The 25,519-nt window shown below is 37.3% G+C and carries 18 protein-coding genes, 1 pseudogene and 1 riboswitch; of the genes and pseudogenes, 8 read left to right on the top strand and 11 right to left on the bottom strand.

Annotated elements, in window-relative coordinates:
• Positions 1–515: 515 nt before the first annotated feature.
• From ACLBWW_RS11285 to ACLBWW_RS11260, 6 genes are all read right to left on the bottom strand, one after another.
• On the bottom strand, positions 516–1,817 hold the full coding sequence (locus ACLBWW_RS11285) for a glycosyltransferase family 2 protein (protein ID WP_000988744.1): 1,302 nt from the start codon (positions 1,815–1,817) through the stop codon (positions 516–518).
• Positions 1,814–2,569, bottom strand: a complete 756-nt coding sequence (locus tag ACLBWW_RS11280; RefSeq protein ID WP_048542582.1) for a GGDEF domain-containing protein — start codon at positions 2,567–2,569, stop codon at positions 1,814–1,816. The genes ACLBWW_RS11285 and ACLBWW_RS11280 overlap by 4 nt, the downstream gene beginning before the upstream one ends.
• 260 nt (positions 2,570–2,829) lie before the next feature.
• Entirely contained in the window at positions 2,830–4,041 is a 1,212-nt protein-coding gene (locus ACLBWW_RS11275; protein ID WP_048542579.1) for a NupC/NupG family nucleoside CNT transporter, read from the bottom strand.
• Between the two features lie 346 nt (positions 4,042–4,387).
• Entirely contained in the window at positions 4,388–6,130 is a 1,743-nt protein-coding gene (locus ACLBWW_RS11270; protein ID WP_048542576.1) for a C40 family peptidase, read from the bottom strand.
• Between the two features lie 209 nt (positions 6,131–6,339).
• Complete coding sequence (locus tag ACLBWW_RS11265) at positions 6,340–7,224, bottom strand: D-amino-acid transaminase (protein ID WP_002008975.1); 885 nt, start codon at positions 7,222–7,224, stop codon at positions 6,340–6,342.
• Positions 7,225–7,852: 628 nt separating this feature from the next.
• Positions 7,853–9,781, bottom strand: coding sequence for an LTA synthase family protein (locus ACLBWW_RS11260; protein ID WP_048542574.1), 1,929 nt, complete (start codon positions 9,779–9,781; stop codon positions 7,853–7,855).
• A gap of 545 nt (positions 9,782–10,326) precedes the next feature.
• Between ACLBWW_RS11260 and ACLBWW_RS11255 the strand changes: the two genes are divergently transcribed.
• Both ACLBWW_RS11255 and ACLBWW_RS11250 read left to right on the top strand, forming a co-directional pair.
• Entirely contained in the window at positions 10,327–10,692 is a 366-nt protein-coding gene (locus ACLBWW_RS11255; RefSeq protein WP_000435500.1) for a YkvA family protein, read from the top strand.
• Between the two features lie 50 nt (positions 10,693–10,742).
• Positions 10,743–11,234, top strand: a complete 492-nt coding sequence (locus ACLBWW_RS11250) for a metal-binding protein (RefSeq protein ID WP_048542573.1) — start codon at positions 10,743–10,745, stop codon at positions 11,232–11,234.
• A 117-nt stretch (positions 11,235–11,351) separates the two neighbouring features.
• On the opposite strand, the gene ACLBWW_RS11245 is transcribed toward ACLBWW_RS11250, so the two are convergent.
• The gene (locus ACLBWW_RS11245) at positions 11,352–11,669 is read right to left on the bottom strand and encodes a DUF4870 domain-containing protein (RefSeq protein WP_001014097.1); all 318 of its coding nucleotides are present in this window, start codon (positions 11,667–11,669) and stop codon (positions 11,352–11,354) included.
• 283 nt (positions 11,670–11,952) lie between these two features.
• On the opposite strand from ACLBWW_RS11245, the gene lldP reads away from it, so the two are divergent.
• Positions 11,953–13,614: an L-lactate permease gene (lldP, locus tag ACLBWW_RS11240; RefSeq protein WP_048542571.1), complete on the top strand. Its 1,662-nt coding sequence runs from the start codon at positions 11,953–11,955 to the stop codon at positions 13,612–13,614.
• A gap of 71 nt (positions 13,615–13,685) precedes the next feature.
• Positions 13,686–13,801, top strand: a riboswitch (TPP riboswitch).
• A gap of 112 nt (positions 13,802–13,913) precedes the next feature.
• Positions 13,914–15,674, top strand: a complete 1,761-nt coding sequence (gene thiC / locus ACLBWW_RS11235) for a phosphomethylpyrimidine synthase ThiC (protein WP_098124094.1) — start codon at positions 13,914–13,916, stop codon at positions 15,672–15,674.
• A 101-nt stretch (positions 15,675–15,775) separates the two neighbouring features.
• Here thiC and ACLBWW_RS11230 read toward each other — a convergent pair whose 3' ends face one another.
• The 3 genes from ACLBWW_RS11230 to cydA all read right to left on the bottom strand — a co-directional run bounded on the left by ACLBWW_RS11230 (position 15,776) and on the right by cydA (position 19,860).
• Positions 15,776–17,134 carry an arsenic transporter gene (locus tag ACLBWW_RS11230; RefSeq protein WP_046960100.1) on the bottom strand — a complete coding sequence of 453 codons (1,359 nt, stop codon included), beginning with the start codon at positions 17,132–17,134 and terminating at the stop codon, positions 15,776–15,778.
• Positions 17,135–17,486: 352 nt separating this feature from the next.
• A complete protein-coding gene (locus tag ACLBWW_RS11225) occupies positions 17,487–18,512 on the bottom strand; it encodes a cytochrome d ubiquinol oxidase subunit II (RefSeq protein ID WP_000544164.1) in 1,026 nt (341 codons plus the stop codon).
• Entirely contained in the window at positions 18,505–19,860 is a 1,356-nt protein-coding gene (gene cydA / locus ACLBWW_RS11220; protein WP_000381970.1) for a cytochrome ubiquinol oxidase subunit I, read from the bottom strand. The genes ACLBWW_RS11225 and cydA overlap by 8 nt, the downstream gene beginning before the upstream one ends.
• Before the next feature lie 254 nt (positions 19,861–20,114).
• On the opposite strand from cydA, the gene ACLBWW_RS11215 reads away from it, so the two are divergent.
• Complete coding sequence (locus ACLBWW_RS11215) at positions 20,115–20,264, top strand: hypothetical protein (RefSeq protein WP_000283173.1); 150 nt, start codon at positions 20,115–20,117, stop codon at positions 20,262–20,264.
• A gap of 91 nt (positions 20,265–20,355) precedes the next feature.
• Complete coding sequence (locus ACLBWW_RS11210) at positions 20,356–21,441, top strand: transcriptional regulator (protein ID WP_141545745.1); 1,086 nt, start codon at positions 20,356–20,358, stop codon at positions 21,439–21,441.
• 55 nt (positions 21,442–21,496) lie between these two features.
• Here ACLBWW_RS11210 and ACLBWW_RS11205 read toward each other — a convergent pair whose 3' ends face one another.
• Positions 21,497–22,381, bottom strand: a complete 885-nt coding sequence (locus ACLBWW_RS11205; RefSeq protein ID WP_098122705.1) for a LysR family transcriptional regulator — start codon at positions 22,379–22,381, stop codon at positions 21,497–21,499.
• Between the two features lie 746 nt (positions 22,382–23,127).
• Between ACLBWW_RS11205 and ACLBWW_RS11200 the strand changes: the two are divergent.
• Both ACLBWW_RS11200 and ACLBWW_RS11195 read left to right on the top strand, forming a co-directional pair.
• Positions 23,128–23,376 (top strand): annotated as a pseudogene (locus ACLBWW_RS11200) (zinc ribbon domain-containing protein); the annotation flags it as partial.
• 174 nt (positions 23,377–23,550) lie between these two features.
• A complete protein-coding gene (locus tag ACLBWW_RS11195; protein ID WP_447614036.1) occupies positions 23,551–25,512 on the top strand; it encodes a YhgE/Pip family protein in 1,962 nt (653 codons plus the stop codon).
• The last annotated feature ends 7 nt before the right edge of the window (positions 25,513–25,519 follow it).

Here is a 25,519-nt window from a genome sequence, read left to right as displayed (position 1 = left end):
AGTATGCCTTTTATGCGAAGATAAATCGATGAATTTCGACAATGTTCGATATCTTACGGATTCTATTTGTATTTTTGACAAAAAATTGTCGGAAATGTGTTGTCACGTTTATGTATATGTGCTATATTATTTCCTGTAAGCGATTTCAAATAGTTTTAAAGCGCATTCAAGGGGGACATCTAGAATAATGAAACGTTACGAAAGAAAGTGGAAGCATATTTGTTTGAAACGTGTGGCACATCGTAGTGTCCAAGAAAGCACGGAACCTAAGACTGAAACGCGCAAAGAACAGCAAGAGAAGCAATTGGTTCTACAAAAATAGCAATCACTTTTTCGTATATAAATGAAGGTCAATCGTTCGTTGGGGGATGGACGTGAAATTACTTTCAGCTAAGGGGTATTGTCTGATATATATAATTTATACGGCAATAAATCAGCACAGAGCATACGGCGCTCTGTGCTGATTTTTATTTACAAAATAAAAATCAGTGGGAGTTCTCCCACTGATTAAAGTTTTACTTTTCTTTTTTGAATCGAACTGTTTTATCCCAGCCAATGACTTGTTTCTTGCTTTTTGCACGTAAGTATAAAATTAAGCTGCGAATGAATAAGTACGTAAAGAGCTGTGCGTACGTAAAGTACATGATAACACTAATAAAAATATTAGTTGGTGTAAAGGTTCGTTCCACACTCTGGGCACTAAATAATTGAGAAACATATGTAATATATGCGACATACCACATAAATAGTAGCGGAATGCTATATTGAATTTGGAATATCCCGAGTAACCCAATTACAAACCAAACGTTCGAAATGATTAAGAATAGCCAAAATACAACATACACTAAAACTTGTTGTAAGGAATGGACGAGAAGTTTTCCTTTAAAGAAACTTAAGGAAGAAAACATTTTTTCTAAAATGTACAAGTTCCCTTGGAGCCAACGTGTACGCTGCTTAATAAGGATTTTTAAATGCTCAGGTTCTTGTTCCCATGTAATTGATTCTGGAACGATCGGTAAGAGATAGCCTTTTTGTGTAATTCGTAATGTTAATTCAGCGTCTTCTGCAATTGCATACGGGTCATAGCCGCCAAGTTCTTCTAATGCAGAGCGACGAAGAAGCATATTTGTTCCTGTTAGTGAACCTGTTTGGAATAGTAACCAACGTCCTGATTGCATAAGGAGCTGGAAGATTTGAAATTCTAATGAAATCATTCGTGTTAGCCAGTTTCTGTTTTCATTTACAGTACGAACGTGACCAACAGCTCCAACAGCATCCTCGGTTGTTTCAGCGTGTTCTACAAGCATTCGCAGTGCATGTGGTTCAGGCTGGTTATCTGCATCATACACACAGAAGTATTCACCATCTGAAATACTAAGACCATAGTTTAATACACGCGATTTCCCTTTTGGTTCACCCGCCGGAACACGAATGTGACGAATATGAGCATAAGCTTTGTCAAAATCGTCACCAATTTCAGGTGTCTCATCTTGAGAGTTATCGTTTAATAAATAAACAGTTAGTTTACCTGGATATTCAATCTTTGCCATCGCCTCTAAAGTATCTTTAATAACGACCCCTTCATTGTGGGCTGGTATTAAAATGTCGACGCTTGGATAATGTTCTAGCGTACGATCCTTTCGTTTACTATTTCGGTGAACTAAACCTGCGAGTGTTAAGAAAGAATAGTAAACAAGTAAGGCAGAGAATAGAAAGGCTGTAAAGATAAGTATATACTTAATCGAAAATGTGATACTAATCCAAAAAACGAGTACGCAAAACAGAAGGAATAAAAGCAGTATAACGAGTGTCATCATAATAACGTCTTTCCTTTGTTCCCAATTTGCTCGCGTGAAATTTGTATATCTTGGATCGCTTCAGCAGCAAGCCATTGCTCCATTTTTGGCTTTAGACGGTTCATTACAATGTCAGCACCGGCTTCATTTGTGTTTTGTAATAAAATAACTAGCTTATTATTATCGTATTCAGCAGCAAGATCAAAGTCATCTCTTATCGTTTCAACTAATAATGAAGCTACACGGTTCATAACACTTTCCTTTGTATATTTACTAAAGGAATTGAAATCAAAGTAAATAATAACACCTGTTTCATTACGACGATTCATTGCAGTGATTAATAATGCTTGTCGTCTTTCGAATTCTTGTCTTGTTAATAATTTTGATTCTCCAATGTATTGTTCTAATATTCTCACACGTTCGGTTAATTCTTTATTTTCATGAATAACCTTCTTTAATAAATGAGTGGAGATATATACGATGAAGAAGTTTGCTGCCATTAGGAAGTGAGTAATAATGTATTCCCATTGTTCTGATGTACTCCATAAGTAAAGCCATGCTTGGTAGAACAGATAGAATACCGAAGTAATGGTTCCTAATATAAAAAAAACAAATGCGGTTTTATCAGTTAATAATAGAAATAGTACATTAACAATTACATATATAATTGTAAAAATGAGAGCATGCTCATATTGCGTTACATGTACAGTTGTAAAATAAAATAAAATTTGTAAAATCCACATAGAGAGGACTTTATAGAAATTATTTTTCACAAAATTTTCCTCCTTAAAGGTAATTCATGCAAGGATACTTGTAGTATGCGCAATTATTAAGAAATAGACCGGATGACTAGGTTATTTTGGAGAGCAACAACAAGTAGTATCTCTCTTTTGCAAGAAAAAATAAACAGACTTACTAATTATTGTATCATAATGTTCTTATATTTAAGCATAAAGTATTTAATATATAACAAAAAAATATAAAACATATAATAAAAAGCCCCCTCTTTAGAAAGAGGAGACTTTGCGTCATTTTATAGGAACATCATACCTGCAACTGCTGCATTTAAGAAGTTTGCTAATGTACCAGCGATAACTGCTTTAATCCCTAACTGTGCAATTTGTTTACGGCGAGTAGGAGCTAACGTTCCTGTTACACCTAATTGAATTGCGATAGAAGAGAAGTTTGCGAATCCACAGATTGCGAATGTTAAAATTAAGTTTGTTTTTGCAGAGAACTCTGCCATGTGTGGTCCTAAGTTTGCATATGCAACGAATTCGTTGATTGCAAGTTTTTGACCGATAAAGCTTGCTGCTTGTACAGCTTCACCAGGAGAAACCCCGATTAAGATTGCAAATGGTGATAATAAGTAACCGAAGATTAAATCTAGGCTAAGTTTAATATCGAACCAAGAACCAACCCATCCTAATAATCCATTTAATAAAGCGATTAATGCGATGAAAGCCATTAACATTGCTGCTACGTTAATAACAAGCTGCATACCTTCAGATGCACCACGTGCAGCTGCATCAATAACGTTTGCATCTTCACGTTCTGTAGAAAGCTCAACGTTATTATCTACTTCTTCTGTTTCTGGCATAATTAGTTTTGCAATTAATAAACTTGATGGAGCTGCCATAATTGCTGCTGCTAATAAGTGTTCTAACGGAATACCCATTGCTGCATAGCCGACAAGAACTGATCCGGCAACAGCTGTCATACCGCTTACCATAATAGTGAAGAATTCACTATTTGTTAAACGTGCTAAGTAAGGTTTAATTAAGATTGGAGCTTCAGTTTGTCCTAAAAATACAGTTGTTACTGAGTTTAAACTTTCTGCTTTAGAAGTTCCAAGAAGTTTACTTAATGCGCCACCAACGACACTAACAAATCTCTGCATAATACCGAAATGATATAAGATTGCAACTAATGAACTAATAAATACGATTGGAAGTAGTGCTTGAATGAAGAAAACAAATCCCCAAGGGCCTTTTGCGTTGACTAAATCCCCAGCAACGAACTTAATTCCCTCGTAAGAAAAATTAATTAATCCTTGAACGCCATCTGCAGCGTATTTTAAACCTGCTTTTCCGGCATCCCATCGTAATACGATAAATGAAAATGACATTTGTAATGCTAGCGCGATTAAAATTGTGCGCCAATTAATAGCTTTGCGGTTGGAAGATAGTAAGAAAGCAATTGCTAATACTCCAATCACGCCGCCAATTCCCCATAAAAGATTCATGCAGTGTATGCTCCTTCCTCATAGTAAAAAAAGTGTATAAACCAGTTGTCTATACGTTTACGAATATAACATCTTAAGTAACTTATCATAATGGACATCGGAGGTCAAACGTCTAACGAAAAGTTTAAATAAAAAGAAAATTCTTTAAAAAAACACATATAAAATGATTAAACATGAAATAGGTTATGTTTTTTATGTAAAAATATACATTATGATAACGTTATGGAGTGTTTTTGTAGAATATAGTGTATGAAATAGGGAAATAGATACATTATTTTTTTCGGGGATATAGGTGACATATATTAAAAAGAGCCTTCTAGTAATCTAGAAGGCTCTAAAATATAACTTAAGGTGCTTTCGTATAACCTAAGAAGTGCTTACTCCAATAAGAATTGCTTAATGAAGCGATTGCGACACCTTTATCTCCGGCTTGGATAAATGATCCGCCCCCAAGATAAATACCGATGTGAGAAGGTCCTGCTGTATAAGTATTTTGGAAATAAATTAAGTCACCTGGTTGTGGATTTGAAGTTTTCGGTAAGCTATTCCAATATCCTGCAACATTTGTACGGCTCATTTTATGACCAAATTTCTTATATACGTGGTAGATATAACCACTGCAGTCAACACCGTTAGCAGAACTACCGCCCCAAACGTATGGTACGCCTTGCATTGATTTTGCATATGCAAGAATGGCAGAAACATCACCGCTGTTATTACCTGTATTGTTGTTATTGCTTGTATTATTGTTATTTTGATTAGTATTGTTGTTAGGTTTATTATTTACAGCGCCGCCAACTGGTGTTTTTGATAGGAACTGTGTTCCGATGTAACCAGTTTTACCACTGTAGTTAATTTTACTCCATCCAGAGTTTTCAGAGATTACTTGCACCTTCTGTCCTTGTGAAAGTGCTCCTATGATTCTATAATTTGTACCTTCGCCACTACGTACATTTAGTGCAGAAGCATTAATGTAGTAGTCACCAATTGCGCCTTGGTTAGGCTTTTCAGGTTGTTTTGGTTGTTCAGGAGTAGCAGTGCCACCTTTAACGAATTTTACAAACTCGCTACTAACGAAACCTGTTTTTCCTTGATAGTTTACTTTAAACCAACCGTTTTCAGATCCAACTACGTTTAATGTAGTCCCATTTAACACGCCACCAATTACACTATGGTAAGCAGCAGGGCCTGTACGAACGCGTAGAGATGTTGCGTTAACAACATAAGTACCACCAGTTTGAACGGTTACATTATTATTTTGTTCTTGTTTGTTACCTTGTGTAACGTTGTCGCTAGAACCGCCTTTTGTTACGTAGTCTTTGCTTACGTAAGCAGCTTGTCCAGCGTAATTGATTTTGAACCAATCTTGAACTTCGCCAACAACTTGTACAACTTGTCCTTTTGTAACAGACCCTACAGTTGTGTGAGAAGTGCTAGGACCTGTACGAACACGAAGGGAAGATACATTTACTGTATAGTTTCCGCTTGCTGGTTTTACAGATTCTTGGTTGTTATTATTCGTATTGTTGTTTGAAGAACCTGCATTAGAAGAAACACCAGATACGAATTCGCCACTTACATAGCCAACTTGTCCATTATGGTTGATTTTCACCCAACCATTTTCTTGACCAATTACGTTTAATGCTTGTCCTTCATATACACGTCCTGAAACAGAACTAGAAGTGTTAGGAGCGGTACGTACACGTAATACATCAGCAGTAACTTTATTGTTTCCACCTGTTGTACTTACATTGGAATTGCTTGCACCATTTTTTGATACAAATTCACCGCTAACAAAGCCTGTTTTTCCATTAATGTTAATTTTGAACCAACCATTTTCTTCGCCAATCACGTTTAGTGATTGACCGTTATAAACGCGAGAGATGATGTCGTGAGAAGTACTTGATCCTGCACGAACATGTAATACGCTAGCGTTTACCGTATAAGATGAGCTGTTTGATGCAGAAGCTAGGACAGTTGTAGCAGCTTTTTGTGTATTTTGTTCAGGGGCAGCTTGAACACTATCAAGTGTAGGTGCTGCTCCTCCTGCTACAGACACTGCCGCAAGACCGGCAAGGTATTTTTTCATAATTTGTCGATTCCTTTCTGTCTGTAATGTAGTTAAGAAATATTTACCAACTGTTAAAAATTCTAAAGAGCATGTCGATTACTGTCAAGACTTATGCGGGAATCTGAATATGACAAAAAGATTACAAGAAAAAATCAAGGCATAAATTACACCTTGATTTCCATTTAAATACATATATTGAATGTAGAAAGGTTAGAAATTATTCGTATTTAAGAAGATGACATATTGGATTGTAACAAGCTTTGAGAAAATGACCTTTGTAGCATTTTTGTGATAGGGCCAACTTGACCATCTTGAATTGCAGTTCCATCAAGGTGAGTCATCGGCAAAATTTCAATCGTCGTTCCTGTAAAGAAACATTCATCCGCTTGATAAACATCGCGAATGCTAAACAGTTCTTCTTTTACCGGAATGCGAAGGGTTTTCGCTAAAGAAAGGACATACTGACGAATGATGCCATTTAAAATAAGGTGATTGGCTGGATGTGTGTAGAGAGTTCCGTTTTTTATGAGAAAGAAATTAGAACAGCTTCCCTCAGTTACAGTACCATTTCGTACGAAAAGAGCCTCTTTACAACCTTTACGTTCAGCTTTCGTAGCGGCTAATACATTAGGTAATAAATTTAATGATTTGATATCACAGCGTAGCCAGCGCGTATCTGGTTCTGATATAGCACGTACACCATATTCAATCCATAACGCTGGTCTTTCTTTCTTCGTAATATAGGCATAGATTGTCGGAGGGACGTCATATGAGAATGTGTGGGTACGAGCTTGTACACCGCGAGATACTTGCAAATAAATCGTTCCATCTTCGTAGAAATTATTATTTTCAATTAGTTTGTAAAGTAGGATAATAAGTTCTGCTTTTGAGAAAGGGAGTGATAATTCTATTTCTTCCATGGAGCGATATAGTCTTGTGATATGCGGATCTAATAAGTGAAAGTTTCCTTTATATAGGCGAATAACTTCGTAGACACCATCTCCAAACTGCAAGCCTCTTTCTTCAAGTTCTATGTACGTTTTTTGTTTCGTTGTATCAATAACTGCATCATTCCAAAGTACAAATCTTTCATATGCCAATTTCCGTCCCATCCTTTCGTAAGTGCATAAGTAAAGTGAAGCTTTCATTCGGAATAAAAATCACTATAGTAATTTCTATGTGAGTACTTCTTTACATATGACGTATATGTATTTGTAAATGGTAGAGAAGTAGTAATGATTTACCTCGCTATTTGTGGGCAGTAAAACTCCTGCTAAAAATTCGGCTGGAGCAAAGAAGTGAAGAGGGCGAATAACGGCCCGTAAATGCCCGATTGGTGAGGGCTGATTAAAGTTTCACTTTTACAGCATTTTGTATATACAAATTCGAAAATGAGAAATAAGAATCCTGCTTTTGAATAAAAAAAAGCAACATTCTGATGGAATGCTGCACAAGGAGGGTAGCTATCTTTCATAGGGACATCGTCTTATTGAATGTTTTGTGTATGGAAACAAAACATATTGAAAGACAATTATAAGAAAGTAGAAATAAACGATTCATATATTTCTTTAAGGGATCTTATTACAAATGAGAGATAAGAAATATATAGAACCTTGCTTACATATTTTATTATAGAGATGTTTCGTTAATCCTATGTGAATATTTGGTAAAGGTTATGTAATGTTAAAGTTAATGAATATAAGTGATTGTATGGAGAAATATAAAAAAAAGAGGCTGAGATTACTCAGCGCTCTTCTTTTCTTCTTTAATAGCCGTCTTTACTTCACCAGTTTTGGTCTTGTTACTTTCAGAGAAGCGAAGTAAGTCACCTTCAATGATTTTGTCAGACATGTTCAATTCATTTTGGGCACGATCAATGAGTGGTTGAGATTCTTCTTTTGGTAATTGTACAACTTCGCCAGTAGTACGGTCGTAGAATGTACTGTTCGTGTACATGTACTTATCTGTAACGAAGCTACCGTCACGAAGAACAACGAATCCTTTATTATCAGGTGAGAATACATCATGACCGAATTGAACTTGATTCGTAGAATCTACACCAAGTAAGTTTAGAATTGTTGGTTTAATGTCAATTTCACCAGTTGGTTTTGAAATTGTTTTACCTTCTTTTTGACCTGGAACGTGAATAAACATCGGTGTTTTTTGTAAGTTCATATGGTCAAATGCAGTGATTTCTTCTTTTCCTAAGAACTGTGCCATTGCACGGTTATGGTTTTCAGAAATACCGTAGTGATCACCGTAGAATACGATAACTGAGTTGTCGTAAATGCCTTCTGCTTTTAGACGCTCAATAAAGTGTTTCATTGCTTCGTCTAAATAGCGAGCAGTTACCATGTAACGGTCAAATACGCCATCACCAGAATTGTATTCATCGATTAATTTCGTGCTGTCATCATAAGTGAATGGGTAATGGTTTGTTAAAGTAAGGAAGCGAGTATAGAACGGTTGCTTCACTTCTTTTAACATATCGATAGATTGATCGAAGTATTCGATATCTTTTAATCCCCAATTTAATTTCGTTTCTGGCGTAATCTTGTAGTCAAGCTCGTTGTAGTAACGATCATAACCAAGTGCCGGATACATAATGTTACGGTTCCAGAATGTTGCGTTGTTCGCGTGGAATACCGATGTGTGATATCCTTGCTCACGTAAAATTTCTGGTGTTGCTGTATATTCGTTATTACCGTGTGTGAAGAATACAGCACCACGGTCTAGTGGATACATGGAAGTATCTACTAAGAATTCAGCATCAGATGTTTTTCCTTGCCCAGTTTGATGGAAGAAGTTATCAAAGTAATAACTTTCTTTCGTAAATTGGTTTAAGAATGGTGTAACTTCTTGTCCGTTAACTGTTGCACCAATTAAGAATGTTTGTAATGACTCAAGAGAGACAACAATTACGTTTTTCCCTTTTGCAGTACCAAACATATTTGGATCTGGTTTGCTTTGCGTTGTTTTTACGTAGTTCTCTGTTTCCTGTAATTTACTACCGTCAGCAAAAGCTTTTTGTGAACTTGATTTTGCTTGTAAGCCAAGATCATACACTTGGTGTACATATAAACCTAAGTTTTTAACAAGCATAACGCGGTCGAATGAACGTGTTAATAGTTCAGGACGCTCAGCTTCTGCAAGTCCTAAGTTTGCGAAGAAAATAGCAACTGTTGACACGAAGTATAGGGAACGCATTGGGCGTGCTACACGTTCTGTCGGTGCAAAATTCTTCATCTTCTTCAATAAAATGAAGAATACAATAATGTCAGCAAATGCAAGGATAATTTTGTAGTTAAACAATTCTTTCACACTAGAACCTAAACTTCCAAAGTTAGATGTTTGTCCTAGTACTGGTAAAGTAACGAAGTCATTGTAGAATCCGTAGAACATTACGTTACCAACAAGAACGATTGTTAAAACAAAATTAATTCCAAGTGCTATATAGTTACGTTTTTTCCCTTTTGCAAATAATGCAAGACCAACCAGCAGTAATGATGCTGCTAATGGGCTAAGGAATAAAATGAATTCTTGCATGAAAGATTCAAGTTTTAAATCAAAGCTTGTGCGTGTAATAAGATACGTCTTCAGCCATAAAGCTAAAGCTACGAATACAGTGAAACGCACATTTTGAAATTGTGATTTCAAGGTTTCTTTCATTCATTTCCACCCTTTCTCTATCAGGCTTGGTCGATTTTGGAGCGAAAAATGCTAAAATAAAAAATACATAGTTTTCTTGGCCATAATTAGAGGTTCTATATTCACCCATATACGACTATAACTATGCATACCCTTTTGGTTTCTTGTGCTGCTCATAAGCATAACGTCATTTCTGTATTATACAACAAAATTCATTTCTGAGAAACACTATAACATTTTACATTTTTTGTATGAGATTTGTCACTACCAGAGAAAACTTTAACATTCGTTTATATGTCCGTCAACTAGAAAATATAACAAAGGTAGAGCAGAATGTTCAGTGAAAGTGAAAATTTTCTTGTTGAGAAATAAGAAATGACAATGGGTGAGTGGTTATCTAGAAACCTATTATATGAAGGGAAGTATGTAAAAATTAACGAACACTTGTTCTTTTTTAGTTTGTTTGTTACAATGAAAGTTCATTGATAGATTATGTGTAATTTTGATGAACTTTTACTGATAACATATTGTAGCTTATTTCTTTAAAAAAATAGGGAGGCTTTTACATGGAACAAAAATTTTCAGTTGAAGCGTTTTGGAAGAAAGCAAAACATGTTGCAAAGCAAGCGGGACAGTCGGTCATTTATGCAAGTCTATTATTGTTTTATGTTTTGCAAAGACCTGATGTTCCAAAGCGAGTGAAAATTATTGTGATTGGAGCACTTGCTTATTTTATTGCACCAATTGATGCCATCCCAGATTTCATTGCTGGGGTTGGTTATACAGATGATTTAGGGGCGTTAATGGCTGCTCTATTACAAGCGTCGTTATACGTCAATGAAGAGGTGAAAGATAAGGCACGAGTGAAGTTGGCAGAATGGTTTGGTTCGGATATAGACACATCCTTTATCGATCAGAAATTAGATCAATAGGTGAGAACTGTCATATGGTGACAGGGCGAACGTAAGCGAGGAAGTGCATTATGCCATCAGGAAGAACGCATACGAAAATAAACTTAATATCCCTTCCGGTTGTTTTGTTTCTGCTCTTTTCGTATGGATTAACAAACTTGGATTTTTTATTAACTTTTGCAATTGGCTTTTTAGTAGGTACTTCATTTTTAACGCCGGATTTAGATACATATAGTAATGCGTATAATAAATGGGGGTTCCTACGTATATTTTGGTATCCGTATAAGAAGGTCATGCCGCATCGATCCTTCTTTACACATACAATTATACTTGGTGATGTGATTCGTATTGCATATATGTTAATTGTGTTTTCTCCGTTTTTATTCCTATTAAATGTAATCGCGCTTGATGGGAATTTAATAGAAATTGCGAAGGAACATGAAGTTGAAATTGTAACGTTCATAATGGGAATTGTTGTGGCAAGTACGCTTCACATTATAGCGGATAAAGTGAATACGCGCCGCAAGAAAATGATGAGAAAAAAGAAGAAACGCAGAAGATAAAAAAACCGTCCCAAAAGGTATTTTGGGACGGTTTTTTCTTATTAAAAGATTGTCGTATTGCCGATAAAATTTCATTTATTATGATGCGTGCTGTTTTAATCAAACGTTTGTTTAAACTTAAGCTTTCAGCACTTTAATACCTTTTACGATGTTCCAAATGAAGTAGTATAAGCTAATAATTCCGCAAATACATAAGACAATCATTGCTCCAATTCCAAGTGTTACATCTGGCTGGTCAGATCCGATACCCATAATTCCTAGAATAGTTACGCCGATGAATGTAGCGATACTTGGAATAATGTGTGTCCATAGAGCACGTTTTGCATGTGGTTTTGTTTCAGCATCGCCTACAATCCAAACGATAATAGGGAATAAGATAGGGGCAAATAGTACACTAAAGTATGATAAAGCAGCTAATATTTTGTTTCCATTCATATATATCACCTCATGAATAATGTCTGTTGTTATACTATTATTATGCAATAGTTTTGGCAAGCTTTCTATCGATGAACATTACAGGAACGTGACGATTTTGTAAGATTTCCTGTTAAATAATAAAATTTTCAAAAAAATCTTTTTAAATGAAAATTGTTATGGTAGAATTAATGAAAACGTTTTCTTGGGCGTTTTTTTATTTTAGACTTAAAGGTATGATGACCTGATAGTCTATTGATGAGGTTATTCTATTTAAAAGGGGATTCTTTAGGGGGAGAGAACAATGAACACATGGACACAAGTTTATGATCCGTTCGGAAACATTTGGATTTCGGCAGTGGTCGCACTTATTCCGATTATCTTTTTTTTCTTAGCGTTAGCAGTTTTCCGCATGAAGGGGTATGTGGCAGGATTTATTACAGTTGTACTTACAATTTTAGTTGCATTATTCGCTTATAAGATGCCGTTCACGATGGCGATGGCAGCGACGGGATATGGTTTCTTATACGGACTATGGCCAATTGCTTGGATTATCATTATGTCGGTATTTTTATATAAAATATCTGTGAAAACAGGTCAATTCGATGTGATTCGTGCATCTGTATTATCCATTACGAATGACCATCGTTTACTCGTTATTTTAATCGGTTTTTCATTTGGAGCATTTTTGGAAGGGGCAGCAGGATTTGGTGCACCAGTAGCGATTACCGCAGCGCTTCTTGCAGGTCTTGGGTTAAATCCTTTATATGCAGCGGGTCTTTGTTTAATCGCAAATACGGCACCCGTAGCGTTCGGAGCGATGGGAATTCCGATTACAGTTGCTGGACAAGTAACAGGTATTGATCCGCATAAAATTGGACAAATGGCTGGGCATCAATTACCGTTCTTATCATTATTTGTTCCGTTCTTTATCGTATTTTTAATGGATGGATTTAAAGGGGTAAGACAAACATGGCCTGCTCTATTTGTAGCAGGTAGCTCATTTGCAATTACGCAGTTCATTACAGCGACATTCTTAGGACCAGAACTTCCGGATATTACGTCAGCACTAGTAAGTTTAGTGAGTTTATCGCTATTCTTAAAAGTTTGGCAGCCGAAAGAAATTTATCAGTCTAAACAAGCAAATAGTGAAGTAGCTGCGACAACGACGGCAACATCTATGCCAAAACTAACGGTAGGAAAAGTAGTAAAAGCATGGTCTCCATTCATTATTTTAACTGTGATGGTAGTCATTTGGAGCCAAAGTTTCTTTAAAGCGTTATTTGCTCCAGGCGGTGCTTTGGAAAGCCTTGTGTTTAAGTTTGAAGTTCCAGGCTTACACAATTTAGTAATGAAAGCAGAGCCAATTGTAAATAAACCGACGCCTTATGAAGCAATCTTGAAATTAGATATTTTATCAGCGACGGGAACAGCAATTTTAATTGCTTGTATCATTTCTATCTTTATTTTGAAAATGAGTGCAAAAGATGCAGTAGTAACATTTAAAGAAACGTTAAATGAGCTTAAGATGCCAATTCTATCTATCGGATTCGTATTAGGATTTGCGTTTATCGCAAACTATTCTGGTCTATCTTCTACATTAGCATTAGCACTTGCAGGAACTGGCGGACTATTCCCGTTCTTCTCACCATTCCTAGGCTGGATCGGTGTATTTTTAACAGGATCCGATACGTCAGCGAATGCACTGTTCTCGAATTTACAAGCGATTACAGCGCAGCAAGTCGGTGTATCTGAAGTACTTCTCGTTGCAGCAAATACAACGGGCGGTGTAACAGGAAAAATGATTTCTCCGCAATCGATTGCAATTGCTTGTGCGGCAGTTGGACTTGCTGGAAAAGAATCAGATTTATTCCGCTTTACAGTGAAGCATAGTTTATTCTTCGTAATTATTGTTGGTATTATGACGTATGTACAGGCATATTATTTAACGTGGATGATTCCATAAACAACAAAAGAAATAAACTTTGCATTTTTCAGATTATCGTGTATGATGGGAAAGTATTGAAAATTAAATCAGTGATAAACTAGGGGTGCCTAACGTATGCGTAGGCTGAGAGAGAAGCGTGTGAACTTCTTAACCCTTTGGACCTGATCTGGCTCGTACCAGCGTAGGGAAGTTAACGGCTTTACATAATGATGTCTTTATGAGCCAGGTCCTTATTTTTTTATGGACCTGGCTCTTTTTATTTTGGCATACGCTGGCCATATCTCGTCCTTGTCACGTACAGGGGGGCAACAAAGGTTATGAAACAGTCTGTTTCAGCTGAGCAAATTGAATTGAAATCGAGTTTACCAGGAAGTAAGAAAGTGTATGTGGATGGACCACGTGCGGGTATGAAAGTGCCGATGCGCGAGATTGAACAAAGTGAAACGAATGGCATTCCGAATCCGCCAATTCGTGTATATGATACGAGCGGTCCTTATACAGATCCTGCGTATAAGGTGGAGCTGGAAAAGGGGATTCCAACGCCGCGCCACTCTTGGATTATAGAGCGCGGGGATGTAGAAGCATATGAAGGGCGCGAAGTGAAACCAGAGGATGACGGTGTGAAGGTTGCTTCAAAACATACACCTGTTTTTCCGCAAATGGATCGCCAGCCGCTTAGAGCAAAGCAAGGGGCAAACGTTACGCAAATGCATTATGCGCGTAATGGCATCATTACGTCTGAGATGGAATATGTTGCGATTCGTGAAGGAGTAGAGCCTGAGTTTGTTCGTAAGGAAATCGCGGAAGGTCGTGCCATTTTACCGGCGAATATTAACCATCCGGAAGCAGAACCGATGATTATCGGCCGTAACTTTCACGTGAAGGTCAATGCAAATATCGGAAACTCTGCTGTATCTTCTTCAATTGCAGAAGAAGTAGAGAAGATGACGTGGGCAACGCGCTGGGGTGCAGATACGATTATGGATTTATCTACAGGTAAAAATATTCATACGACGCGTGAGTGGATTATTCGTAACGCGCCTGTACCAGTTGGAACTGTACCGATCTATCAAGCGCTGGAGAAAGTAAATGGAATTGCAGAAGATTTAACGTGGGAAGTGTATCGTGATACGTTAATTGAGCAAGCTGAGCAAGGCGTTGATTACTTTACAATTCACGCGGGCGTATTACTTCGCTACATTCCGATTACTGCAAAGCGTACGACAGGTATCGTTTCACGTGGTGGTTCAATTATGGCACAGTGGTGTTTATTCCATCATAAAGAAAACTTCTTATACACTCATTTTGAAGAGATATGTGAAATTATGAAGCAGTACGACGTTTCGTTCTCTCTTGGAGATGGATTACGTCCAGGTTCGATTGCAGATGCAAATGACGAAGCACAGTTTTCTGAGCTTGAAACACTTGGTGAATTAACGAAGATTGCTTGGAAACATGATGTGCAAGTGATGATTGAAGGACCTGGGCATGTACCGATGCATTTAATTAAAGAGAATATGGAGAAAGAGCTTGATATTTGTCAGGGCGCGCCGTTCTATACACTTGGGCCGTTAACGACAGATATTGCACCAGGTTATGACCATATTACATCGGCAATTGGAGCGGCGATGATTGGCTGGTTCGGAACGGCGATGCTTTGTTATGTAACGCCGAAAGAACATTTAGGTTTGCCGAATAAAGATGATGTTCGCACGGGGGTTATTACGTACAAAATTGCTGCACATGCAGCTGATCTTGCGAAAGGGCACAAAACGGCTCATCAGCGTGATGATGCACTTTCAAAAGCTCGCTTTGAATTCCGTTGGCGCGATCAATTTAATTTATCTTTAGACCCTGAACGTGCGATGGAATATCACGATGAAACATTGCCAGCAGAAGGCGCGAAAACGGCTCATTTCTGTTCAATGTGTGGACCGAAGTTTTGTAGTATGAGAATTTCACATGATATTCGTGAATATGCGAAAGACAATGATTTAGAAACGACAGAAGCAATTGAAAAAGGGATGAAAGAGAAAGCGAAAGAATTTAAAGACACTGGTAGTCATTTATACCAATAACACGTTACACCTCTTTACTTGATTGATCACACTGTAGTACCTAACTTAAATATAGAAGAAGCCCCCTTTGCTAAGACGGTAGCAAAGGGGGCTTCTATTTTCTATAAGGCGAAGAATAATTGTACCCAGTAGTATAAGAGGAATAATGTGACGGCTGTTGTAAGTGGGATTACGATGAGAGATACGCTTAAATAATCTTTCCATTTCACTTTAATTTTGTTTTGTCTTAGGATATACATCCAAATGAGGGAAGCTAGCGTACCGATTGGTAATAATAGTGAACCGATGTCACTACCAATGATATTTGCGAGATAGATAGTTTTTAATGTGACTGGATCTAGGCCCATTTCTGTTAACGTAATGGTACCAATCATAAGTGCAGGGTGATTATTAAAGACGTTAGAGAGGATAGATACAAGTCCGCCCATTGCAAAGCTAGCATAGAGTAGATGCTGACTTACAACTGGTTCGAGCCAACTTACAAGCGCCGCTGTTAACCCTGCATTGTGAAGCCCGTAAATAATTACATACATAGAGAATGCGAAAATTAAAATGTGCCACGGTGTCTTTTTCAAAATATCGACTGGGTTTGTTCGTAAGTAGTACCATCTCCAGATGAGAAGAACGAGTGAACCGAGTACAGCAACAATTTCGATTGGAATCGATAAGAAGGATGCAACGAATAGAAGACAGCGCATAAGAAAGACGAAACCTAATACTTTTAACATGAATTTTGTACGTTTTTGTTTCGTATTAACAGATTTTGTTCCTTTAAGTGGATGGAAGTTTTTTGTGAAGAAAATCTCTTCAATGTCATAAGAAGAAACAGGTAGTTTTTTCGGAAGCTTTTTCTTTAACACTGTATACATGAGCCATGACATAAATAATAAACCTAGTGTTGCAGGTACAAACATCATAGCAGTATGCATGTAAAGAGTCATATTCACGATATTTAATGCGATTAAGTTTACGATATTACTTACACCAATTGGTGCACTAGATGCAGTAGCGATTAAAGCACCACTTAATAAATAAGGAATTTGTTGATGTGGTTTTAATTGAAGATTTTTTAGAAGAAGAATTAAAATTGGAGTTGTAATTAAAATACTACCGTCGTTATTAAATAAAAGAGTCATAAGAAAACATAATAATTGAATATACCAGTATAGACGGCGACCAGAGCCTTTTGCTAAATTTGCAAGTTTCGCTGCGGACCAGTGGAAGAAGCCGAAGCTTTCTAATATAACCGCCATAACGATGGTCGCTAATATTGTTATAGAGGCACCGCCAATTTTACTAATAATATCTATGACGTCTGGTCTTGATACAAGTCCAGTAATCAAGATAATGCCAGCGCCAATTGCTGCCGGCCAAGCCTCATTTAAGCCACGGGGTCGCCAAAAGATAACAATCATCGTTAAGAAGAATACAATAATAGTAATCCATATTTCAATGCTCATATTTTACCTACCTTTCTACTTTTCCTTAAACCAATGTAGCTTGTCTCAAGGTTTGTATTAGTAGTATATTCAGCGAAAAATAGGAAGAACTAGACATATAATGGAATAAAGTGAATATGTGTTTTTCAAGCGAAAGGACAAGTGTCACGAATAGTGAAATAACTATAATGAGAGGAGTCTATAAATTAGAGTGGCAGTAAGATAGTAAATGGAATTTATATGGGCGATTATGGAGATATATTGGCGCAACTCAAAATATATTAGCGATTTTTAAAATATATCGACTTATCGACAAAACATGACAAAAGGAGCCCATCCCAAATGCCTTTTGGAACAGACTCCCCCGAATATATTATTTTTCCTTCAAAAAAGTTCGATCCTTCAAGAATAAATTCCAGAAGAAAATAAATCCTGGTAGTAAAATTGCGATTCCAATTGCGTATAGGATAAGCAATGCATAGAATGTTTCTGTCGTTGTAAAACTTGTAAATACAGTTACATCAGGATAAATAATATAAGGTAAATGCGCGACACCGTAAGCGTAACTTGCAAATGCATATTGAGCGACAACCGCTAAAACGGCGATGCGAGGGTATCCTAGTGTGCCGTACTTCTTGTTTGTCCACCAAAGAGAAGAGTATCCGATAACGAATAAAACGATAGAAACTGTAAACCATGGGAATTGCTTTATTAGTCCTTGCATAAGCCAGTGTGTTTCCGGATCCATTACAACGAGGGCGATAATCGCCGTAACGAGTGTTGCAGGACCGAGGATGATGGCGTTTCTTCTATAAATTCTATACGAATCTTCTGAACCTTGCTCTCTCGCAAAATCAGCAAGAAAGAGAGAGGAGAGAAATAGTTCCGAAGTTAGCCCAAAGAGCATATAGCAGTAGATAACCGGGCTAGAAAGAAGTTTTCCATACAGGAGTACTTCTTTTCCTTCAGAGATTGTAATATAAGCCCCCTCTGTAACGGGTAAAACAGTAATTAATAAGGCTGGAATTAAGAGCCCAGTAATACCTGAAATCACCCGAAGGAGGAATTGATACTTTGGCAGAGAGTAAGCAAATACCATGAATGTACTGCGAATTGCAATGAGTATTAAAATTAACATAACTGGCACGAACATCACTGTCGCAAGGGTGAAAGCAGCTTTCGGAAAGAAACCGAGAAAAGCGACAACGACAAAAACGAGAAATGTATTTGTTACTTCCCAAGTTGGTGATAAGTATCGATTGGCAAGTTTGGCAGCGAGCGTTGGATGTTTTGCGTATACCATGCCCCAAAAACCTGCTCCAAAATCGATGGACCCTAATATACTGTATACGAAAATAAGAGCCCATAAGATGATGATTGCAATACTTTCCTCATGCACGAGAATCGCCTCCTTCGTGATGTAAATCATTTGTAAGCGGATGTTTCTTAAAGAATGTCCGTAGTACAAAAACTGTTAAAATGCCGAGTCCAATATATAAAATGATGAATAGAATAAATAAAGGACCGACAAAATCAGCGCGTGTAGAAGCGTCCACTGTCCGTTGCATACCATAAATGGTCCACGGTTGACGACCACTACAGCTGAAAATCCACCCAAATTCAATACCGAGCATCATAATCGGTCCACATGCTGCAGCTCCCCAAAGAAGCCACTTCGGTAATTCTGCACCTTTTTTTCGGTAAACAAAGTACCAATATAAGAGGGCGATTGCTGCAACTGCAAAAGTAAAGGCAGCGGTGCCGACCATTAAGTTGAATAGTGTATGTGTGTAAAATGGTGGCCATGTTTCTTGTGGAAATTCCTTTAGTCCTTTTACGACGGTGCTAGGGTCGAGTCCCACTAGTAGGCTAAGCATGTTCGGAATTTCTAGTGCATAGTTTAGTTCAAGTGTGTTAGGGTCTACAACTCCGCCAATTGATAACGGTGCATGTGATGTCGTTTCAAATAAAGCTTCAGCAGATGCAAGTTTTTCAGGAGAATGCTTATGTAAGGCAATCGCCGATTCGTGTCCTGAAAGCCACATCGTAGCACCTGTAATAAATGTCACGACGAGTCCTAGCAGTAGTCCCTTTTTATGATAAGCAATTTCACGTTTACTTAAGTTCTTCTTTAATAATTTAAATCCAGCGATAGAGGCAATGACGGCAGCTCCAGTTGTATAGGCTGTAATCACAACGTGGAATGCGCTTGTACCAAAACTCGGATTAAAGAAGGCTTTCCATGGATCAACGTTAAAAACTGATCCATCTGGCCCCATTGAAAAGCCTGCGGGTGTATTCATCCATGTATTTGCTGATGTAATAAGCACGGCAGATGCCGTGGCACCAATCATGACGAAGAATAGCGAGATTAATCTCATGAATGGAGGTAGTTTGTCAGCTGCATATACATAAATAGACATGAACAACGCCTCTAAAAAGAAGGCGAAAATCTCAATTTGAAAGGGAACAGAAATAACCTGCCCAACAATTTTGGCAAAACCAGGCCAAAGAAGTGAGATTTGCACACCAACAATTGTTCCAGTTGGAATTGCTACACCGAGAAGGATGGCAAAAGCCTTCGTCCATCTTTTCGCCATAATGGCGTAATCGGAATCTTTCTTCCAGTGATAGAGTATTTCACTTATAAAAATCATTAATGAAAGTCCGACACCAAGTGTTGCAAAGATAATGTGGAATGCTAATGAAGAACCAAAAAATGCTCTTGCTAATGTTACCGTATCCATATGTAAACTCCTCTTCTTTTTGCCATTATTTTCTGATTGAATTGGAAGATTTATTCAGAAAAACTACCAAAAATATATATGTATTTAAAAAGTGGATATGGTAATATAATGTTTGAATATTCTAAATAGAAAGAAGTTAATGTTTAATAATATTTTGTTTGTTTTTTAGTAAGGAATATTTTATAATCTTTTATGCGAACATAAGTTCTGTTTTTCGAGGTGAAGAAGTTTATGTGAAATGGAGAGGATGTTTTATGTATCCTGAAGTCATTAAAAAGATGGCATTTTCAAAAGAGCATAGAGATTTATTATTGAAGCTGTATAATAAAGAGATTACGCGTCGTGAATATGATCGACTTGTGGCATCGCTATATAGACCTTCTAAAGAGGCGTGTGAGGGATAGAGGCAAGGGAGACAATCTAATAGATTGTCTTTTTTAATTTTACGTATGTTCTGGTAAAATTAAGGCTAGCCTTATTAGGGAGGTGAAAAGATTGCGGAAACGTTTATATATAGGGATTGGAGTTATTCTCTTAATCGCTTTAGGTGGCATTGTATTTTGGTCAGCTATACAAGGAAACCGTACAGAACATTTTATTTTAAGACATATGGTGAATGAAAATGGGACGCTTGCCACATATCGTTTAGCGGATACAAAGGCAGGTACGGGTGAAGCGAAAGGCCGTGAAGCTTTATCGGAATCAGCAGGACTGTGGCTACAATATACATTGGATAAAGACGATCAAGCGTTATTCGATGAACAAGTTAAGGTTATTCAAAATAACTTTGTACATAAGGACCAAATTGTTTTATGGAAAATCTCTGAAAAGGGAGAAATGCAGTCAGCTACAAATGCACTTATAGATGATCTTCGTATTATAGAACAATTATATCGCGCTTATGAAATGTACAAGGAAGAGCGTTATAAAAACTTGGCAGATCAATTGAGTGACGCTGTAATTCGTTATAATAAGAAAGATAATTATTACGTTGATTATTATGATGCAGATGCAGGTAAACAAAATAATTTTGCAACAACATCATACTTAAATCCGCACGCATTCTCGTATATGAAAAAGTACGGGAAAGTTTCTGATCAGCAATATCAGGACGTGGTTCAATTTTTAGCGGATTACCCAAGGCATGGCTGGGCATTCCCGAAAGAGTATAAAGAAGATGGTACTTTTACGTACGATAAAGAAGTGAATCTTATTGACCAATCATACGTTGCATATCATCGTAGTTTAGGTGGCCTTTCATCAGATGCTTACATGGAATTTATAAAGAAAAAATTCCATGAGGATGGAAAGCTATACGGTCGTTACAATTTAGAAACGGGAAAACAAACTGTGAATTATGAATCGCCAGCTGCATACGGACTAACGATCTTGTACGTACTACAAACAGGTGATACAAAGTTTGCAAAGGAATTATATGATCATATGGCCACATTCCGAAATGACAACGTATTTAGTAGATATTACGGTGGATACGTAACAGGCGAAAATAATAATACACATATTTTCGATAACGTATTGCCACTTTTAGCGGAAATGGAATTGGAGAAGAGTAAGAAATAGAAGGTGCTATCCTCTGAAGGTGGCACCTTTTATTTTTTACTAAGTCGATATAATTTTACGTTCTAATATTGGAGAAGTAGTCAATTACGAATTTACGGAATTGCTGAGCGGTTTTTGATAAGTAGCGTTTCTTCGACCAACTTAATCCGATAGTTCGCTCGCAATTCGGTTCAATAATACGTAACTTATTTAATGCTAAAGTAGAGTTTTTTAATAAAGTTAAACTTGGGACGAAAGCGATGCCGAGACCTTGCTTAATAAGGTCGCTAATTACGGTTGGTTCATCTACTTCAAAAGCGATATGTGGAGTGAACCCAGCTTCCTTGCAAAATTCATCTGTTAAGTGCCGAAATCCGTAACCAGTGTTCATACTAATAAATGGTTCATCTTTTACTTCATGCAGGTGAATACTGTCGCGTTCTGATAAACGATGACCTGAAGGGACGACTAAGAAAATTTCTTCTGTAATAAGTGGTTCCCACATAATTTCCTCGCCTTCAATTGGCACAGAAGAAATGCAAAAGTCAATTTCTATATTATCTAGTTGTCGTTTCATAGAAGGAGTAGATGCGAGAAACTGTTGGAATCGAACGTTAGGATGTTCTAGTAAAAAAGAACCGAGTAGTTCTGGTAATATTCTCGGGATAGAAACTGCCAGTGTAATAGAGCGTTGTTGTAATTCAGCTAAGTCTTTAATTTCTCGTTCGCCTTCACTTAATTCATGAAAAATGCGCTCTACTCGTTTTAAAAATACTTTTCCAAAAGAGTTTAATGTAATGTGTCGACCTTGGCGATCAAATAGCGGGACGCCTAAGTCCTTTTCTAATCTAGCGATTGTTTTGCTGAGCGAAGGTTGTGCGATATGCAATTCTTCAGCCGCTTTTGTCATATGTTCTAATCGTGCGACTGTCTGAAAGTATTTTAGTTGCAGAAGTTCCATTTTGACTCTCCTTTCTATAGACCAAAAGGAATGAATTAATAATTAAAGATGTATTATACAGTATGGAAAGTGACGTGTATAGTAAATCTGTTAAACCATTGTAATGGTGTGAAATTAGGAGAAGGAGTATGTTTCATGAAGGGTAACTAACTGTTACGATTTATTTAACCAATTATAACGAAAGTTAATTAAATATATCAGTAAGCCCTGCTAGTCAAGTGATTGGCTAGTAGTGAGGGTTAACTGCGGGCAATCCCTAAAGCTGATTGAGCTACAACGTGGCTAGAAATGGCGAGCGTGAATGTCGCGAAAGCAGAAAAAATCAATCAGATGGTGCAAGGTTAAATCCTAAACACTAGAACAATGGGTCTTCCGCCTCGAATCATCTAAGTCAAAATGGATAAGATGAACGTTCAACGACTATCTCGTATAACTGACGAGAGTACACCACAAGCCTATGGTGGTGGAAAAATCCTCTATCTCTAAGTAGATAAACATATAGTCTGCGCTCATGTGAAAACATGAGAAGTTCATAAGAGAACTGGCTAAGGAATTGCGCCCTTAGTTGAACAAGATAAATTTTATTGAATCTATCAAACTTCATTGAAAATACCGAACGTACGTGCTATGTTAGGTTCAATGAGGTGAGAATAATAATGAAATTTTCACGAGTTAGTCAAGTATCAGAATTAACAGGTTTGCATCCGATTAGTCTAAGGAGAATGCTGGTGGAACACGCTACTATTCAGAAGAACAAATCTTTCATGCAATGTTTATCATACAAGTGCGAGAAGTATGGCATTGCGTATGTAAAAGCTGATAAATGGTTCGCCTCAAGCAAGATTTGCTCATGTTGTGGAGTAAAATACGACCATTCCGTTCAACCAGAAGGACAGTGGAGTTTAAAAATACGTGAGTGGCGTTGTGCTTCATGCAATAGCCATCATGATAGGGATGCAAATGCTTCGATAAATTTATCAAGATGGGTAAAATAAATGCTTGATAATAGGAGGTCACGATACTGCCTCGTGTGGAGTGTTATACCCCTCGTCCCTTCGGGGTTGCGAGAACACAATGAAGCACTAACTCGTGTAAATTTGATTGAATTGTATAGATTTAGTTAAGTTTATCGTATCGGAATTCAACTTATATTTAAAGATTGGAAAGCGATGTGGCACCATAAACATGGACGTATCGCTTTAATTTTTCTATTAATCGTTCCTTTAATTTATTCAGGATTCTTTTTAGCTGGATACTGGGATCCATATGGAAAATTAGATAAATTACCTGTTGCGATTGTAAATTTAGATAAGGGTGCTGCGATGGATGAAAAAACAATTCATGCAGGAGATGATTTTGTAAAAAATTTAAAAGAGAATAAGGAACTAGCTTTTCATTTCGTATCAGAAAAACATGCTGATGAAGGGTTAAAAGAAGATAAGTATTATATGGTTGTTACGATTCCAGAGGATTTCTCTCAAAAGGTAAGTACACTAATGGATGAGAAACCAGAGCCAGCACAGCTTCAGTACAAAGTAAATCCAGGTAAAAACTTTGTAGCAGCTCAAATTGGAACGACAGCTGTTGAAAATATGAAAACAAAAATTTCAAATAGTATTACGAAATCTTATACAGAAGGTGTCTTTTCAAAGTTTCAAGACTTAGCACAAGGATTGAGTGATGCAAGTAATGGGGCTGAGAAGTTACATGAAGGAACGACAGATGCAAGAAACGGAGCCAATCAGCTTGCAGATGGTATTCATCGTTTAAGTGACGGGACATCAAAAGTGAAGGAGGGAAGTGAAAAACTTGCTGCTAGCCAATCAGCCTTAACTGGCGGAGCAAACGAGCTAAGTCAAGGAGCAAACTCGCTTCATAGTGGGATGGAGTTATTGACGCAAGGTGAAAAAACTTTACAATCAGGAGTTAGTGAATTAAGTGCTGGTACAAATGAATGGGTGAACGGAAGTGAGAAACTTGCTGAAGGGCAAGTGAAAGCGGACAGTGCAGCAAATAGTGTAAAACAACAATTAGAAGAGTACGTGAAAAGTCATCCGGAAGTGCAGCAAGATCCTGCTTTTCAAAAGATCATTGCTACTTCTAACGGATTAGCTAAAGCAGCAAACACTTTACATAATAGCCAACAACAATTGACACAAGGTGCGAAGAAGCTTGCTGACGGTCAGAATAAGATTGAAGAAGGTATGAATACATTCGGAGTTAAGTTAAACGAAGCTACTGCTGGAACGAAAAAGATAGCAGATGGTGCTGCGAATGTAGCTGACGGATTTACGAAATGGGGAAATGGATTTACATCATTACAAGAAGGTGTAAATCACCTTGCGAGTGGCGGAACAGAGCTGAATCATGGTGCTGATAAATTAACGAACGGACTTGTTAAACTTGACGATGGTGCGAAAGAACTTTCTACGAAATTGGGAGAGGGCGCAGAGAAGATAGCGGATGTTCGCAATGATGATGCACGCAATACGATGTTCTCAGAGCCAGTTCAGTTAGTGAAGTCAACAGTTTCGGACGTACCTAACTACGGTTCAGGTATTGCGCCATATTTCTTATCCCTTGCATTTTATGTTGGCGGAATTATGGCATCGAATATTTTACCTCTTGGCCGTAGACAAAATATGAAGGTAAGCGGAACAGTACATTTTATTAATAAACTAGGATTGGTATATTTAATTGGACTTATTCAAGCATTACTTGTGGATGTGGCTGTGCTAGGAGTTATGAAATTAGAAGTTGCAAGTGTGCCACTCTTTGTTTTATCAAGTATTGTTATTTCCTTTACGTTCATGACATTTATTCTCATGTTAATAACGGTATTTGGTCTTGTTGGAAAATTTTTAGCGGTAACGCTTCTCGTCCTGCAATTAGCGACGAGCGGGGGTACTTTCCCAGGAGAATTAAATATAGCTGTTCTTAGCAAAATTGGACAGTTTCTTCCAATGTCCCATTCTCTTAGAGGGCTACAAGATGTGATTTCTTTAGGAGATTGGTCGCAATTACAAATGCAAATTTTAATATTGTTATGCTATCTCGTTGTTGCCGGCGGAATTTCTTGGATCACGAGTCATATACAACATAGGGAAACAAATGCAGAACAAGTTTCTTAAAATGAAA

The sequence above is a fragment of the Bacillus sp. M5A3_1b genome (assembly GCF_053345335.1).
The sequence above is the reverse complement of the archived record's forward strand: the minus strand, read 5'-3'. Positions and strand labels throughout refer to the sequence as shown.